Source organism: Actinomadura sp. KC06 (assembly GCF_004348735.1).
Classification (GTDB): Bacteria; Actinomycetota; Actinomycetes; order Streptosporangiales; family Streptosporangiaceae; genus Spirillospora.
Genome location: NZ_SMKT01000024.1, coordinates 24,010 through 40,191, shown reverse-complemented (window position 1 = coordinate 40,191; position 16,182 = coordinate 24,010). Strand labels below are relative to the sequence as shown.

The 16,182-nt window shown below is 68.1% G+C and carries 14 protein-coding genes, 1 other RNA gene and 1 pseudogene; 9 read left to right on the top strand and 7 right to left on the bottom strand.

Features of this window, described 5'->3' with window-relative positions; genetic code table 11:
* Positions 1-53 precede the first annotated feature (53 nt).
* A complete protein-coding gene (prfB, locus tag E1287_RS10905) occupies positions 54-1,169 on the bottom strand; it encodes a peptide chain release factor 2 (RefSeq protein ID WP_131964759.1) in 1,116 nt (371 codons plus the stop codon).
* Between the two features lie 147 nt (positions 1,170-1,316).
* Between prfB and E1287_RS10900 the strand changes: the two genes are divergently transcribed.
* Entirely contained in the window at positions 1,317-2,357 is a 1,041-nt protein-coding gene (locus E1287_RS10900; RefSeq protein ID WP_243718834.1) for a hypothetical protein, read from the top strand.
* Between the two features lie 45 nt (positions 2,358-2,402).
* Here the strand turns inward: E1287_RS10900 and E1287_RS10895 are convergent, their stop codons facing one another.
* Positions 2,403-2,588 (bottom strand): hypothetical protein, encoded by a 186-nt coding sequence (locus E1287_RS10895; RefSeq protein ID WP_131964757.1) that lies wholly within the window; start codon positions 2,586-2,588, stop codon positions 2,403-2,405.
* Between the two features lie 435 nt (positions 2,589-3,023).
* Between E1287_RS10895 and ftsE the strand changes: the two genes are divergently transcribed.
* From ftsE to ssrA, 6 genes are all read left to right on the top strand, one after another.
* On the top strand, positions 3,024-3,713 hold the full coding sequence (gene ftsE, locus E1287_RS10890; protein WP_117398760.1) for a cell division ATP-binding protein FtsE: 690 nt from the start codon (positions 3,024-3,026) through the stop codon (positions 3,711-3,713).
* 172 nt (positions 3,714-3,885) lie between these two features.
* Positions 3,886-4,791 (top strand): permease-like cell division protein FtsX, encoded by a 906-nt coding sequence (gene ftsX / locus E1287_RS10885; RefSeq protein ID WP_131964756.1) that lies wholly within the window; start codon positions 3,886-3,888, stop codon positions 4,789-4,791.
* 62 nt (positions 4,792-4,853) lie between these two features.
* Positions 4,854-6,131, top strand: coding sequence for a S41 family peptidase (locus E1287_RS10880; RefSeq protein ID WP_131964755.1), 1,278 nt, complete (start codon positions 4,854-4,856; stop codon positions 6,129-6,131).
* A 4-nt stretch (positions 6,132-6,135) separates the two neighbouring features.
* On the top strand, positions 6,136-6,636 hold the full coding sequence (gene smpB, locus E1287_RS10875; protein ID WP_131964754.1) for an SsrA-binding protein SmpB: 501 nt from the start codon (positions 6,136-6,138) through the stop codon (positions 6,634-6,636).
* Between the two features lie 45 nt (positions 6,637-6,681).
* The gene (locus E1287_RS10870; RefSeq protein WP_131964778.1) at positions 6,682-8,619 is read left to right on the top strand and encodes a penicillin-binding transpeptidase domain-containing protein; all 1,938 of its coding nucleotides are present in this window, start codon (positions 6,682-6,684) and stop codon (positions 8,617-8,619) included.
* A gap of 303 nt (positions 8,620-8,922) precedes the next feature.
* Positions 8,923-9,295, top strand: a transfer-messenger RNA (tmRNA) gene (gene ssrA / locus E1287_RS10865).
* Between the two features lie 474 nt (positions 9,296-9,769).
* On the opposite strand, the gene E1287_RS10860 is transcribed toward ssrA, so the two are convergent.
* From E1287_RS10860 to E1287_RS10845, 4 genes and pseudogenes are all read right to left on the bottom strand, one after another.
* On the bottom strand, positions 9,770-11,092 hold the full coding sequence (locus tag E1287_RS10860; RefSeq protein WP_131964753.1) for an MFS transporter: 1,323 nt from the start codon (positions 11,090-11,092) through the stop codon (positions 9,770-9,772).
* A gap of 1,338 nt (positions 11,093-12,430) precedes the next feature.
* Positions 12,431-12,814 carry an STAS domain-containing protein gene (locus tag E1287_RS10855; protein WP_165968959.1) on the bottom strand — a complete coding sequence of 128 codons (384 nt, stop codon included), beginning with the start codon at positions 12,812-12,814 and terminating at the stop codon, positions 12,431-12,433.
* 292 nt (positions 12,815-13,106) lie between these two features.
* Positions 13,107-13,384: pseudogene (locus E1287_RS45535) on the bottom strand (transposase); the annotation flags it as partial.
* Positions 13,385-13,533: 149 nt separating this feature from the next.
* Entirely contained in the window at positions 13,534-14,022 is a 489-nt protein-coding gene (locus E1287_RS10845; protein ID WP_131964750.1) for a MarR family transcriptional regulator, read from the bottom strand.
* A gap of 107 nt (positions 14,023-14,129) precedes the next feature.
* Here E1287_RS10845 and E1287_RS10840 point away from each other — a divergent pair, with 107 nt between their 5' ends.
* A complete protein-coding gene (locus E1287_RS10840) occupies positions 14,130-15,302 on the top strand; it encodes a PP2C family protein-serine/threonine phosphatase (protein WP_131964749.1) in 1,173 nt (390 codons plus the stop codon).
* Between the two features lie 269 nt (positions 15,303-15,571).
* Here E1287_RS10840 and E1287_RS10835 read toward each other — a convergent pair whose 3' ends face one another.
* Positions 15,572-15,742 carry a DUF1206 domain-containing protein gene (locus tag E1287_RS10835; RefSeq protein ID WP_243718845.1) on the bottom strand — a complete coding sequence of 57 codons (171 nt, stop codon included), beginning with the start codon at positions 15,740-15,742 and terminating at the stop codon, positions 15,572-15,574.
* A 280-nt stretch (positions 15,743-16,022) separates the two neighbouring features.
* Here E1287_RS10835 and E1287_RS43645 point away from each other — a divergent pair, with 280 nt between their 5' ends.
* Positions 16,023-16,172 (top strand): GPGG-motif small membrane protein, encoded by a 150-nt coding sequence (locus E1287_RS43645; RefSeq protein WP_165968957.1) that lies wholly within the window; start codon positions 16,023-16,025, stop codon positions 16,170-16,172.
* Positions 16,173-16,182 lie beyond the last annotated feature (10 nt).

Sequence of the window (16,182 nt, the reverse complement as noted above, 5' to 3'; positions counted from 1 at the left end):
TCACTCTGTGAACACGAAACCTCGCCGGGCAAACTTTACGAAGGACGCCCAGGTCAGGCGGTCTGCTGCTCCTGCTGGCGCATCCAGCGGATCTCGGCCTCGATGAACTCGTCGATGTCGCCGTCCAGCACGGCCGAGGGGTTGCCGACCTCGATGCCGGTGCGCAGATCCTTCACGATCTGGTACGGGTGCAGCACGTAGTTGCGGATCTGCGTGCCCCAGCTGCTGGTGCCCTCGCCCCGCAGCGCGGACATCTTCTCCGCCTCCTCCTGCCGCTTGCGCTCCAGGAGCTTGGCCTGCAGGACGTTCATCGCCGTGGCCTTGTTCTGGATCTGGCTGCGCTCGTTCTGGCAGGAAACGACGATGCCGGTCGGGATGTGGGTGATCCGGACCGCCGAGTCGGTGGTGTTGACGCCCTGCCCGCCGGGACCGGACGACCGGTACACGTCGATGCGCAGGTCGTTCTCGTCGATGTCGACGTGGTCGCTCTGCTCCACCACCGGGACGACGTCCAGGCCCGCGAACGACGTCTGGCGGCGGCCCTGGTTGTCGAACGGGGAGATCCGGACGAGCCGGTGCGTGCCGTGCTCGCCGCGCAGCGTCCCGTACGCGTAGGGCGCCTTCACCGTGAACGTCGTCGACTTGATCCCCGCCTCTTCGGCGTAGGACGTCTCGTAGACCTCGGTCGGGTAGTTGTGCCGCTCCGCCCAGCGCAGGTACATGCGCTGGAGCTGCTCGGCCCAGTCGGCCGCGTCGACCCCGCCCGCCTGGGCGTTGATCGTGACGAGCGCCTCCCGCGCGTCGTACTCGCCCGACATGAGGGTGCGGACCTCGAGCTGCTGGATCGCCTTGAGCAGCGCCGCGAGCTCCTCGTCGGCCTCCGTGCGGGTGTCGGCGTCGTCCATCTCCCGGGCGAGCTCGTACAGCGTGGCGGCGTCGTCGAGCCGCTGCCGCAGGCCCTCGACCTTGCCCAGCTCGCTCTCCAGGTACGACAGGCGGCGGCCGACCGTCTGGGCGCGCTCCTGGTCGTTCCACAGGTCGGGGTCGGCCGACTGCTCGCGCAGCTCGGCGATGTCGCGCCGCATGCCGTCGAGGTCCAGCACCTGCTCGATGCCGGCGAGAGTCGAGCCGAGCTCCTTGAGCTGCTCTTCGGGTTCGATGCCTGCCACGTCTTCGAGCTTATAGCCGCCGCGACACCGGTCGGGCGTCCGGCCAATATCATGTGGGTGGCAGAATCACGGGCCGAGGAGGCCGGCCGAGGACGGCGGGCCGTGGAAGTCGGTCCGGGGGACGGGTCTGTGCAGAGGTTCTCGCGGATGGTCGCGGCAGCGATGGTCGTCGTCATGCCGCTGGCCGCGGGCTGCGCCGAGGGCAAGGCGAAGGCGCGGCCGACCGCGAGCATGCCCACGACGTCGCCGCCCGAGCCGGTCCCCCTGACGCGGGACGTCGCCGAGCGCGCGTTCCGCACCTACGTCACCGACGAGGACGTCGCGAGGGCCGCGGGCGACGAGCGGCTGGCGCTGACCTGGACGTCCGACGGCCAGTCCCAGCTCACCGCGGCCGAGTTCCGCAAGGCCGCCTACGACGGCGACCCGGTGCGGCGCTTCGTGTACGGCGAGCCCAGGCTGTACGTCCCGAAGGTGAAGGACCCTTCCGTCTACCCGCAGTGGTTCCTCGTGTCGGTCGACCGCTCCGTCCTGGGCGAGTCCAAGAGCAAGCGCAGGGCGCTGATGGCGTTCATCCTGCGCGGCCCGTCCGACGACTGGAAGCTGACGCTCGCGACCCTCCTGCAGCCGAAGGCCAAGGAACCAGAGGTCTCGATCGACAAGGACGGGTACGCGACACCGCTGAGCAGCGACGACAGGTCGATCCTGATCCGTCCCCGCGACGTCGGCGGGATCCAGGCGACGATCGCCGCGGAGGGCGGCCGCAGCGTGGCCGCGAAGGTGATGAAGTCCGGCGCGGTCACCACGGGCTTCTACCGGGCGGCCCGGCGGGCCAAGAAGAAGGCGCGGGAGAAGGACCTCACGCTCCAGGTCGTCTACACGGCGACGCCCTTCCCCTACTTCGGGCTGCGGACGAAGAGCGGCGGCGGCCTGATCATCTATTCGCTGTTCCGCAACACCTCGCTCGCCGCCAAGGACCCGGAGACGCCGAAGCCGGAGATCCCGGAGGAGGCGGAGCATCTGCTCGACGGGACCGTCGAGGGCAACGAGGTCACGACGACGTCGACCCTGCATTTCGCGGCGTACGACCCCGCGCGGGCCGAGAAGGGCGAGCCGCAGCCGAAGGCGCATCTGATCGCGGACGACGGCGCGATCTCCAAGGCCGCCACCCCGCCGATCAAGAAACCATAGGGAGTCGCGGGCGCCGGGCGCCCGGGCGGTTCTCCGTGGAGGGTCCTAGCCGTAGACCCGCTGGACGACGAGCGCGACGAAGAGCAGCGCGACGAGCGCCGCCAGGACCAGGGCGGGCGGTACGGCCGGGCCGTGCCGGTGCAGTTCGGACCGGGCCTCCCGGCAGGTCGCGCAGCGCCCCTCCACCACCGGGTTCGAGCACCGAGCGCAGATCAGATGTTCGCAGCTCATGTCGTGGCCCCAATCTTCGAGAACGGGACGCCGGCCCCGTGGCGGGGAAACGTCGACGTGTCTGGATGTCTGTCGAGCTTGTCTGGTGTCCGTCCACCTATTAGGTATCTTTCTCCATCATCCAGCCTAGCCGGACTGTATGGTCGTTCCGGCAAGTCCGGGAGCTTGACGGTACGAAACGACCGGACGTCGGGAGACGGTTCGCATGGCACTGATCGGACGGGACAGACTGATCGGGCGGTGCGCCCACCCTGCGCGTTCGTACCACGTCGAGTGGGACGAGACAGTTGACTCTCCCCTCTACACTGCTCGAAGGCTCCGCGTCCCACCCGGTCGCGAAGCCGGGCGGCGCAGGCCGGAGACCGCGGGCGAGGAGTCCGCGGGTGCGGTCCGGGCCGCTCCCCAACCCCTAGACTGAACCGCCGTGATGCAGCCGTGATCCATTTCGACAACGTCACCAAGGTCTACCCGAGCCAGAACCGGCCCGCCCTGGCGCACGTGAACGTCGCCATCGAGAAGGGCGAGTTCCTGTTCCTGGTGGGGCCGTCCGGCTCCGGCAAGTCGACCTTCCTGCGACTCATCCTGAAGGAGGAGCGTCCTTCCCAGGGTCACGTGCACGTGGCGGGCAAGGACCTGAGCAGGCTGAGCAACTGGAAGGTGCCGCACCTGCGCCGCAGGATCGGCTGCGTCTTCCAGGACTTCCGCCTTCTCCCCAACAAGAACGTCTTCGAGAACGTCGCTTTCGCCCTCGAGGTGATCGGCAAGCCGCGGCGGTTCATCGGCAAGGTCGTCCCGGAGGTCATCGACCTCGTCGGCCTCGAGGGCAAGGCCCACCGGATGCCGGACGAGCTGTCCGGCGGCGAGCAGCAGCGCGTCGCGATCGCGCGGGCCTTCGTCAACCGGCCGATGATCCTGCTGGCGGACGAGCCGACGGGGAACATCGACCCCGCGACCTCGATCGGCATCATGAAGGTGCTGGACCGGATCAACCGGACCGGCACCACCGTCGTGATGGCCACCCACGACGCCGCGATCGTCGACGCGTTCCGCAAGCGCGTCGTCGAGCTGGAGGACGGACGCGTCGTCCGCGACCAGTCCCGCGGCGTGTACGGGCAGGCCTACTGACCCTCCACGGCACATCCATCTGAACCATCGATTCCTTCCGGGTCGTACGACACCGAGTACCGAGTACGGCGTCGCGGCCGACAGGTGGGAACCGCCCGCATCGGGCCGCGTTCCACGGTACGGAGACGGCCCAGGCTTCCGGCGGGACACAGGCGATCAAGGACAGCGAGGCATGCGCGTACAGTTCGTTCTCCAGGAGATCTGGATCGGTCTCCGCCGGAACATGACGATGACGATCTCCCTCGTCATCACCGTCGCCATCGCCATGGCGCTCTTCGGCACCGGGCTGCTCCTGCGGGAGCAGGTCCGGGCGTCCAAGAGCTTCTGGTACGACAAGATCGAGGTCTCGATCTTCCTGTGCGCCAAGACGAGTTCCAACGAGGCCTGTCAGAAGCAGGACATCACCGAGCAGCAGCGGCAGACCCTCAAGTCGCAGCTGGAGAAGATGCCGCAGGTCTCGAACGTCGAGTACGAGAGCAAGCAGCAGGCGTACACCCGGTTCAAGGACAACTTCGCGGGCGCGCCCGGCTTCGTGGAGAGCACCAAAGAGGGTGACATCCCCGACTCGTTCCGGGTGAAGCTGAAGAATCCCGAGGAGTACAAGGCGGTCGCGCAGGCGATGCTCGGGCAACCGGGCGTCGATACCGTGATCAACGAACAGGAGATCCTGAAACGGTTCTTCCGGATCCTGAACGGCCTGCAGGTGGCCGCGCTGACGATCGCGTTGATCCAGGTGGTCGCTGCGGTGATGCTGGTCGGCAACACGGTCCGGCTGTCGGCGTTCAACCGGCGCCGGGAGACGGGCATCATGCGGCTGGTCGGCGCGTCCAACACCTATATCCAGATGCCGTTCATCCTGGAGGGCGCGATCGCGGGGCTGATCGGCGGGATGTTCGCGTCCATCCTTCTCGTGTTCAGCAAGAAACTGCTGGTCGACAGATTGGCGGGAGACGTCCAGCTCGTCAGCCAGCTCGGCTGGAGCACGGTGGTCGCGGTCATTGTGCTGTCGATCTGCTTCGGCGTGCTGCTCTGCGCCGTCGCGTCGTTCCTCACGCTGCGCAGATATCTGAAAATCTGAGCGGTGACCGGATCCGGCTGAAGCGCCGGGTCCGGCGCCGTCCGCCGCCCTACACTTGCCGCATGATCCGGTCCGTGTCGCTCCGGGGGTGGCGGGCCCGGCGAACCCCCCATGCGGGCAAGGGCGGGCGCCTGCTGCGCGGCGGCGCCGTCGCCGCCGCGATCCTCTGCGCCTACGGGCTGGGGATGGTGAGCGGCTCGGGGTCGCAGCGGCACACCGCCGTAGCGGGCGGATCCGTCCTCGACGAGGCCGCCGCGAAGATCGGCGGCCATGCCGCGAAGCCGGTCGGACGCGCCGAGCTCGACCGCGCCGCCATCGAGGGCATGCTGCGCGGCCTCGGCGACCGGTGGGCGCAGTACTACTCCGCCCGCGAGTACGACGACGTCGAAGGGCGCCTGACCGGCCAGTACAGCGGCGTCGGCCTGTGGCTCGGCGCCGCCGACGGCGAGCCGCGCAAGGACGGCGAGCCGCGGCAGGACGATGCGGGCGTGCTGGTCGCGAGCGTCCAGCCGGGCAGCGCCGCCGCCCGTGCCGGGGTGCGGCCGGGCGACGTCATCACCGGCGTCGGGAACGCGTCCGCGGCCGGCTGGGGCGTCGAGCGGGTCGCGCAGGCGCTGCGGGGACGTCCGGACCAGCCCGTCGAACTCACCGTCGAGCGCGACCGTAGAACGAAGCGGTTCCATCTCGTCCGCACACCGGTCCCCGCAGGAGACGTCACCGTGACCGACCTCCCCGAGCAGGCGCGGGTGATCCGGATCGGCGCGTTCACGCGCGGGACGGGCCGGCAGGTCCGCGCCGCCGCCACCGGACGGTCGCCGTCCGGCGGCCCCCCGGGCGGTGTCCTGCTCGACCTGCGCGGCAACCCGGGCGGGCTGCTGGACGAGGCCGTCGAGACGGCGTCGGCGTTCCTGTCCGGCGGGCCCGTCGTGACGTACGAGCCGCGCGGGCGGCCCGTCCAGCAGCGCACGGTGAGCCTGCCCGGCGACGCCGGGACGCCGCTCGTCGTGCTGGTGGACGCGGGCACCGCGAGCGCCGCGGAGATCGTCGCGGGGTCCCTGCGCGACCGCGACCGCGCGGTGATCATAGGATCGCGTACATACGGGAAGGGTTCGGTGCAGGAGCCGATCCGGCTGGCCGACGGGTCGGTGATCGAGCTGACCGTCGGTCGCTACCGCACCCCGAGCGGCCGTAACCTCGACGGGGTCGGGATCGAACCCGACGTGGCGGTCTCCGCCGACCGTCCCCCCAAGGAGGCCGAGCGGAGGGCCCGGACGGTGCTGCGCGGCCTGCGCGCCGCCCTGCCGCGGGGGACCGAAGGGCCGCACAAGGACGAGGACTGAGGACGTGGCACGCGACACCGGGCGCAAGAAGGACAAGGACGCCGCCGGGCACAGGCTCATAGCCAAGAACAAGCGGGCCCGCTACGACTACCACATCGACGACACGTGGGAGGCGGGCATGGTGCTGATGGGCACCGAGGTGAAGGCGCTGCGCGCCGGACGCGCCTCCCTCGCCGACGGCTACGCGCACGTCCGCGACGGGGAGGTGTGGCTGGAGAACGTCCACATCCCCGAGTACACGGAGGGCACCTGGACCAACCACGCCCCCCGCAGGCGCCGCAAGCTGCTGCTGCACCGCCGCGAGATCCAGAAGATCATCGCCAAGTCGGAGGAGCCCGGCTGGACGCTGATCCCGCTGTCCCTCTACTTCAAGGACGGGAGGGCCAAGGTCGAGATCGGCCTGGCCCGTGGTAAGAAGGCGTACGACAAGCGCCAGGCCATCGCAAAGCGTGAAGCCGAGCGGGAGATGCAGAAGGCGGCGGCGGCCCGGTTCAGGAGACGGTGAAGGGTGCCGATGACCAACCGTGGCCGTAGGCGTTCCGCGCGGGGAATGCGGGGCGCGCGGGCTCCGCTGGGCGCGCGGACGCGCAGGCGTCAGGGCGCGTCCCTCGCGGTCTGCGGCGCCCTCGTCGCGTCCCTGACGACGGGCTGCTGGGCCGAGCCCTCGGCGATGCCCGCCGTCCGCGACTTCCTCATCGCCTGGCAGGTCGGCAACTACGAGGCGGCCGCCGGCCGGACCGTCGGCATCGACAGGCAGCAGGTCGAGGACGCGCTCAGCCGCGTCCGGCAGCAGCTGGACGCCGCGTCCCTGCGGCTGTCCCTCGGCACCCAGGTCAAGGGCAGCGACGTCGACCAGATCGTCAAGAAGGGCGACGAGGCCGACGCGCGCTTCACCGTGAAGATCGACCTCGGCGAGAACGGCCAGCCGTGGGAGTACCCCGGGCTGATGCACCTGCGGCGCGTCGGCGGCAAGTGGAAGGTCGTCTGGAGCCCGTCCATCATCCACACGAAGCTGAAACCCGGCCAGCGGCTCGCGGTCGTGACGGAGGTGCCGAAGCGCGCGCCCATCACCGACACGCAGGGCCGCTCCATGCTGCGGGCGGTCGACGCCTACATGGTCGGCGTGTTCCCCGGGCAGCTCGCCGACCCGCAGAAGACCCTCGACCTGCTCGCCAAGCAGACGAAGATCGACGGCGGCCGCCGGCTGGACGCCGAGCGCCTCCTCGGCCGCGTCCAGTCCGCCCCGCCGCAGGAGTTCCTCCCGCTCCTCACCCTCGAGATGCCCACGCACGCCAAGCTGATCCAGCGGCTCAACCGCGTCCCGGGCATCCGGTTCCAGGGCGTCAAGGCCCCCATCGCGCCCGCGTACGCGCCCGAGCTGATCGGCGGCCTCGGCCCCGCCACCGCCGACCGCCTCCAGCAGGTCGGCGCCCCCTACCAGCCGGGCGACACCATCGGCGTCAGCGGGATCCAGCTCCTCCAGCAGCGCCGCCTCGCCGGGACGCCCACCGTCCGGGTCGTGGCGCAGGACGAGACGGGCAAGAACACCGAGGAGCTACGTTCCTGGCCGGGCCAAGACCCGCAGGTCGTCCGGACGACGCTCGACCCCGGCTACCAGCGCCGCGCCGACTTCGCCCTCAACGGGGTGCCGTACCCCGCGTCCATGGTGGCCGTGCGTCCGAGCACAGGCGAGGTGCTGGCCGTCTCCAACCACGGGACGAAGGGCCAGAACCTCGCGTTCGAGGGCCACTACCCGCCCGGCCTGACCTTCGGGGTCGTGTCCGCCGAGGCGCTGTTCTCCCAGGCCGGGATGAACCAGGCCACGAAGACGACCTGCCCCGGCGAGGTGACCGTCGGCAACAAGACGTTCAGCAACAAGGCCCGTCCTGACGGCCCCTTCGCGAACCATTTCGCCGCGTCCTGCAAGACGACCCTCGCGCAGCTGAGCGGCAAGCTGGACGCGCAGACCCTCGTCAAGGAGGCCGCCCAGCTCGGCGTCGGCCAGAACTGGGGCCTGCTCGTCCCGGCGTTCACCGGCTCCGTTCCGACCCCCGCCGACGACGGCGAGAAGGCCGCCGCCATGGTCGGCGAAGGCAGGGTCGAGGTGAGCCCCCTCGCGATGGCCCTCGTCGCCGCCGCCGCGCAGAACGGCACCTGGAAGCCGCCGTACGTCCTCTCGGACATCCCCAAGACCGTCCAGGCGCCCCCTCCGCAGAACCTGCGGCCCGAGTCCATCGCCAGCCTCAAGAAGGTCCTCGGACGCAACGCCAAACTCGGCAACGCCCGCGGCGCCCGCGTCTCCGGCGACGTCGTCGGCGTCGCCGCGCTCGCCACCTACGAGCGGGACGGGCAGACCAAGACCATCTCGTGGTTCGTCGGCTCCAGCGGCGACCGCGCCTTCGCCATCGCCGTCGAGGGCCGCGTCAACACCCCCCAGCTCGCCGCCAGGTTCCTCACCGGCTCTCCCACAGGTCGCTCCGCCGGATAGCCGACTTTGTGATCCTTTTACGCGCCGGGCGCAACTAACCCGCCGCTCCCGAGCGTCTTTACGGGTGACTGAGACTCCGCTTGGGGGGTTGCGGACTCAGTCGCCGTGATGAGACCAGAGCCTCGTCTCGGGGGAGGCTCTGCCGTCCGGACCGGCCCGACCCTGCCGGTCGACCCCGGTGGGCGCGACCAGTTCGCGCTCACCGGGGTTCACGGCTGCCGGGAATCACGTTGCCCCGTCACGCGTTATCCTTGTAACGTCATCGTGCGGACGTCCCCGGACGCCCGTTTGACAACTAAACATGGGGGTGACCGGCTTCGACTTCGGTCGTTCGAGCCAGGGGAAGCGGGTCGAGGGTTGCTGTCGTGACCTCGTAAATCCTGTGACAGCAAACCAATAACTGCCAACACGAAGCAGTCCCAGTTCGCCCTCGCCGCCTGAGCGAGGAGTGAACTGTGTCAGCCCGGGTGAGTCTCCGACCCGGGGTCTGGCATCGTAAGGAGACTCCACCTGCCGGCCCGGTCGCGGGGCCGGTAGGGAAACCCAACAGCGACTGAGTCCGTCGGCGACACGCCTGCGTGAGCGCCGGGACTGAGAAAACGCCAAGCAGGCTGCACCCGGAGAAGCCCTGACCCATCACCGAAGGACGCGGGTTCGATTCCCGCCACCTCCACTCTGGGCGACGTGTGCTCGGCGGCCTTGGGGTCGCCTTCGCCTCGTCGTTCCGGTCTGTCTTTCTGGGGGGCGACCCCCAGACCCCCGGTGTGGGGGTCTCCCCCCACGCCCCCTCCATGGCTATGCCGTCGATCAGATCTGATCGGCGGCATTTCTATGTGTGTGCCTGGCGCTAACTCGCCGCGTCCAGCGAAACGAGTCACCCCGCCCAACCCTCTCGCCCTCCACACGGAGGCCGGCGTCATCGAGCCGGGTCGCCACCGTCCGCGGAACGTATGAGACGTCACCCACCCGAACACCTCCTTGAGGCCCCGGTTGGCGTTACTCGGGTTCCGCACACCTGTCGCGAGAGAGCGACTGCAGCGGTGGTCCCTGGTCGCCGAGAAGGCATGCGGGCGGCTCGAACCTTGGCTCATCTCGTCCCCGGACAAGGCGGCCAGCGAAGTCTTGGAAGAAGATGAAGACCAATGACGGTTCAGCCGCTCGCCTCGTTTTCTGGAAGGGAGTCGGATTGTGGCTGTTTCGGGGCGGTGTCCGATCGCCGGCGAAGGTTCCGGATCGCTGGCAGCGTCAAGATCGTCGCGTTGGCCACGATCTGCCAGGCCGCACCCGCCGAGAGCACAACCGAAATGCTTGAGACCGTGGCGATCGGTCCGGCCAACGCCAGGCCGATCGGGCCGGCGGCGTAGGAACCGAGCGCGACATAGGACATCACCCGGGAGATGGCGTCGGGAGGCACACGTTCCTGTATCGAGGTATGCATGAGGGTGGTGAACACCGAACTTGCTATTCCGGCCGCGACCGCCCCCACGCAGACGACGGGGAGTGGCGCTCGGGCCGCCAACGTGGCCGATGGAGCCGCCCAAGCGAACGCGACGATCGTAGAGACGACCAGTGGTTGCTGTGGGCGTCGTCCAAGCAGGAGCAGCCCGCCGAGAATCGAGCCGGCACCGTAGAGGGCCACGACGGTTCCCCACGCTCTGGCACCGCCGTAAGACTGGTCCGCCGCTGCCGGCCCGAGCACCAGGTACGGTGCCCAGACGATCAGATTGAACATCGCAAACTGCAGCGTTGTGATCCATAGCCAGGTATGCGCCCGGAACAGTCGCCAGCCCGCTTTCAACTCTGCTACCAGCGAGGTGGCCGCCGTGGTCATGGAGGCGGTAATGCGGAGGCAAAGCAGCGCGACGATGCTGATGAGATAGCTGATGGCGTCGATCGCAAGGACGGCCGCCGGCGCGATGACAACGATCAACAAACCGGCCAGTGCGGGCCCGCCGACCCTCGTCGCGGAGCGGCTGATGCTGATCAGAGCATTGGCATCGTGGAGATCCGATGATGGCACCAGGCTCGGAATCATCCCGTTGAACGACGGTTGGAACAGCGCCTCTCCGACCCCATTGAGCCCAACCAGCAGCAGCAGGGACCATAGCGGCGGATCGGAGACGAAAAACAGCAGGGCAAGCATGCTCTGGCTCACCACTCGGAGGCAGTCCGCCGACGGCATGACCCATCTGCGAGGAAAACGGTCCCCTAGGAGGCCACCGCCGAGCAGTAACAGCACCATGGGAACGATCCGGGCGGCCAGCACGCAGCTAAGGTCGGTCAGCGACCCGCCCTTGTGCAAGATAGCGAAGACCAAGGCTACCGACGCCATCTCTGTCCCGAATTGAGAAGCGCAGTAGCCGATGAAGAAGACTCGAAAGTTTCGCTGGCGAATAACACCTAAACGGCCAGACGGTCGTCGCAAGAACGGCCCCGTCGATTGTGTCGAACCCGGCAACGCGATGCCCTTCACCTAGTGGTCATGTGAGAACGTATTTAAAGGAGCGTAGCTCTTCCGTAGGGGTGCATGCCGAATACCCTGTCACGTTGCGTGACCTCGGTGTTCTTGTAAAACACGCCGCCGAGCCGATGGACTTTGAACGGTCCCGGATCAACTTGGGTCCGCGCCACCATGGCCGCGATGGCCGCCAACCGGCATGTCGGCGGACGCCCGCCGCACGGATATCGGCTGGTCGACTGCCGAATGGCTCACCGCCGATGGAATCCCGTAACCGCCGGCCTACGACCGCGCCCGCAACCGGCACCGCACTAGGCTCGCCTGGTCCAAGGGCGCCATCCGCGTCATCTTGGCCAACCCCGGGGCTACACCGGTCGGCAGGTGCGGAACAAACAGCGCAAACGCGAAGTCCTCATCGACGCCCACGATGTCACCCTCGGCCACGAGACCAGGCTGAGCTGGAACCCCAAGGACGCGTAGGTCTGGTCGGAAAAGATCGTCAACCCGTCGATCATCGACGAGCAGACCTTCACCGACGTCCGGCGGATGCTCGCGGGCCGCGGCCGGGCCGACCAGCCGCGCCCCCGTACCGCAAACGGCACACCTATGTGCTGCGCGGGGCGCTGTTCTGCGGGATCTGCTGCCGCCAGACGTAGGTTCATGTCGGTACCGCCACGTCGTGCACGTCCGGCGAGTTGCCTTCAAGCTGATCAGGCCCGCAGCGCGGGCGCTGATCATGCGCAGCTGCCCCGCGACGACCAGGCGGAGGCCAGCATGGCGCCGACAAACCGCAGGGGCCGGACGCGCTCCTGGTCCGGCCTCGAGCGCACCGGCAAGAAGAGCCGAGGGCAAGGTGGCACGTCTACATGATGTCCACCACCAAGGCCGGGCGTTAACGGACGAGCTTCAACGCACGCCCCACTGCGCTGATTACATCGGGACGTTCGGTTGCTCACAGCACTAGGGCATGTTTCGGGAGTGGTCAGCGCTGTGTGATCCAGTTCAGCACGTCGGTGGCGACGTCGCGCAGGTGTTCGGCGCCGACGCCGAATGGGCGGAGACGCTCGCGCGGTCTAGGGGAGCGCTCTGCCCCGGCGGCTCGTTCTTGTTCGAGGCCCGAGGGTCGGTCCGGTGTGCCTGGTTCGGGTGGGCTCGCGAGCGGAGATCGGTACGCCGCGGCATCCTGGCGTCGGACAGGTCGCGGTGTGGAGTGACCTCCTGGATGTCGCGCTTCCGCTGGTACCCGTCCAGCGGTCCTGGCGCTTCTCCCGCCCCGGCAACCGGCCCGGCGGCGAGGTGGTCATCTCGGTCTCGACCCCGCTGTTTCCAGCGGGACAATAGTATGAGGAGCGGTTACTTCATCTGTGCCGCGTGCGCCGGTGGCATTCCGGTGAGCGCGGCGCGGAGTGCCGCCGTCGCATCGCGGTGAACCGGTATGCGTTCATCGAGCTTGGTCTGCCGGATGACTTGCCGCACGAGCGGCTGCAGCCCGGCCAGCCGGACCGATCCGCCATGCTGAACTGCGTGGCTGTGGGTCCGCATGATCGCGTGCATCGCCGTACGGTCCAGCGTCGTGACTTCGGAAAGATCGACGACCAGGTGATCGCCGGGGCCTTGCCGGACTCGCGTGATGTATGCGTCGAACTCTTCGACCGCGGACCCGTCCAGCTCACCCTCGACCGAGACGAGTGTGGCCCCGGGAAGCGTATTGCTGTACAGACTGAGTCGTCTGCCCACGCGACCTTGCCCTCCTTGTCCTAGCCTGCGGCTGGGTGGCGTCAGCTCAGATCACCCCCTCATGCGGACGGCCCGGCCGCCTTGACCAGAGTCCCGGAGCTGCGCTCGGCTTTCCGGGCGGCACATGCCACGTCGTCTTGGTGTGGCACCATCCAAAGCTCTGCGATGGAGCGCAAGTCTCACGAGTCGATAATGATTGCCATATGGCAACTATATCCTGGCCGGCTGGCCCTGTCGATCTCCGTATCGTCCGGCGGCGGAGCTGGCTCCTCGCCGGGCATCGCCGGGGCGCCGAAACCGGCTCGTCCAGCACCAGGTGGGTGCGGCCTGGTCCGCGCCCGCGCGGCCGTCCGGTCGGTGGAACGCCGTTGCACGGTAGGACCTGACGGCCCGAACACCGGCGGCAGTAGCTGCCACGTACAACCTTTGGTGGCCACGAAGATGATCGCGGCCAGCACCTCACGATCCCGCGGCGCCGGCTGCCGCCCTGCGGCCGCGTCGGAGCTGGCAGCACCACCCGCTGAACAGTTCCCGCAACTCCGCTGGCACCAGCCGCTCGACGATCTCCACAACCGCGGGCGACCGTCATCAAGCCACTTGAGATGACGCCCTACTAATAGTGCTCGGTGTCGTCGAACGGGGGATGGGTTTTCGCGCTCGCCGCCGTGCGGCGTGGCCGGCTTGGGTGTGGCCGCCCCTGTCTGAAGGGGGTGTCTGTCTCAGGCCCGCATGGGGCCGTCGCCCTCGACCAGGGCATTTGTGGAGGTACTATCAACGATGGCCTGAAGGTCGGAGAGTCCGCGCAGCAAGGCGGCGCGACCGGTTGCTGACATCTGGCTCATGAGTGCGGCCAGCTCACGTTGGCGCCGGTGGACAACTTGATGAAGGAGCTGCCGCCCATGACGCGTGATTACCAGCGTGGTCCTGCGACGATCGGCGTCGGGTGTCTCCCGCTCTACGAGGCCGGCCGCCTGCAGCCGGTCACAAAGGCGCGAGACCGACGAGGGAGCGGCCACCAGAGCCTCCGCAAGTTCATTGATGGTCAGTCCCGCTCGCCGGTCGATGGCGAGGAGGCAGTCGAATTGCTGGCTGGAGATGGACGGCTCGGCGTCCTCGCGGCTTTGGGCCCACAGCAGTGCGAGGTGATCGGCTGCGCGCATGACGTCGGTGGTGATGACTTCCGAGGGGGAATCCCTGGGGCCGGTCATTCTGTTATCTCACCCGTGCCAGGAGGGTTGGCGGCTGACCATCGATCCCCTACCCGTCACGGAGAGTCTCATTCGGGGCACCTGAGAGCTATATCGGTGATGCACTGATGGCGCGATCACATCTCCCGGCCGAGGTGGAGCGCGCGATCCGCGCGGCACCGGCGCATTCGTTGCCCGAGTCTCTGGAGAAGGCGATCGTGGAGGGGCTGCCTGATGTGGTGGACGTTCGGTTGCTCTTGGCCGACTATCACCTCAGCGTGCTGCTTTCACCGGATGGCGAACTCGACGACGCCCCCATTCAGATGCTGGGCACTGCGGCCGGGCGAGTGTTCATCTCCCGCCGCCCGATGCTGGAGCCCGTCACGCTCGAGGACGGCAGCGCGGCGTGCGAGATTCTTGCGCCGGTTCTGGCGCGAGGTGAGCGCCTGGGCGTGCTCGGTGTCGTGACGACGGTTCCCGAGCCCGGCCGACTTGTCGATGAACTGGCCGAGATCGCCGAGATCGCCGGCGCGGCCCTGAAAGTCGCCTGGAACCACACCGACCGCTACGAACGGGCTCGCCGTCGGCGCCGGCTGACGCTCGCCGCTGAATTGCAGTGGCAGTTGCTTCCCGGCCAGGGCTGCGCGGGTTCGGAGTACAGCCTGGCGGGCCACCTGGAGCCGGCCTACTCAATCGGTGGCGACAACTTCGACTGGTCCACTGAACAGGACCATCTGGCACTGACCGTGACCAACGGCTCTGGCACGGGCATCCAAGCGGCCTTGCTGACCTCGCTGACCGTGGGAGCGCTACGGAACGCGCGGCGTTCGGGCGGAGATGTGGCCGAGCAGGCAAGCCTGGCGGGGGACGTCGTCCATGCCCGTTACCGCGGCGAGGAATTCACCGAGACACTGGTATTGCGCATTGATCTGGCCGATGGACTGGTTTCGGCGGTCGACGCGGGATCCCCGCGCATCCTTCGCATGCGCGGGGCGAAGGTGACCCCGATCGAACTCGAGCATCAGATGCCGCTGGGGATGTTCGCCGAAACCGCTTACGAGGTTCAGCATTTCAACGTCGAGCCTGGAGACCGCCTCGTCATCGTGAGCGACGGGGTCTTCTCAGCCGCCGCTCCCAACGGCGGCGATTACGGAACGATGGTCCTGGAGCAGCAGATCCGGCGTACTCGACTACAGGACACGTCAGAGGTCCCGCTGTCGATCATCGCTTCCCTGATCGACTATCACGAAGGCCGCGACCTTGCTGATGACGCCGTGGTGCTCTGCCTCGACTGGAAATAGGTATTCCGGATCGTCGCAGTTCCCTTAAGGGCGACGGTTGAGCAAGAGCCGGGCCACCGCGAGCGCGACGAGAATCACCACAACAAGCAGGATGATCTTGATCAAGGTTTCTCCCGGTATCTCCATGAGTCATTAGTTGTCATATGGCAACTGAAGCGCCAGGCTGTAATGTACCTCACTCGTCAAGGGCGAAACGCCGACGTTGCCGCGGCCCCCTGGCCGGCGCCTGCCGATTCGCAAACTGAACGTCGCTCCCGCCGGTGCGCTGATCAGGCCCGGACGGTCTCCACTTTGCGCCAGCACGCTTCGCAGAAGGAGTACACCCCGAAGATCGCCAATCCCACGGCCACGGCGACCAGCAGCCATGGGCCCGCTGGGGCGCGCGCCGACTCGCGCAAGGTGCCGTCCACGCCCTTGGCCTTGCCCGGGTCGAAGGCGATCGCGGCAGAGCCGAGAAAGACGTCGACTTCGCTGAGGACCAGGCCGCGGACGTCCCACGGTCTTGCACCCCGGTGCCCGGCACGCTGCCTGCCACGTTCGCCGGCATATCGCCACCTTCATTGGGGCGGGCGGCTCTCCCCGTTCGGCATCAAGGCAAACGCGCGTCGTCCAAGGCCTGGGGTAACGATGGCGGCCCACCGTCGGTACCGGCACCGATCGCAATGCCCTGCCGCTTCATTGGGCGTGTTTGAGCATCCATTGCCTGGGAACCGTTGCCCCATGGCAACAATCTTGTGGGCCATCGCAGTCATCCTGGTCATCGCCGGGATCTACGTACTGATCGCGCGCCGCGACATCCTCTGGGGCGTGGTCCTGATCATCGTCGGGCTCTTGGTCGGCCCCGGCGGCGTCAGCATTTTCAGCCCCTAGCCGTCCAGCA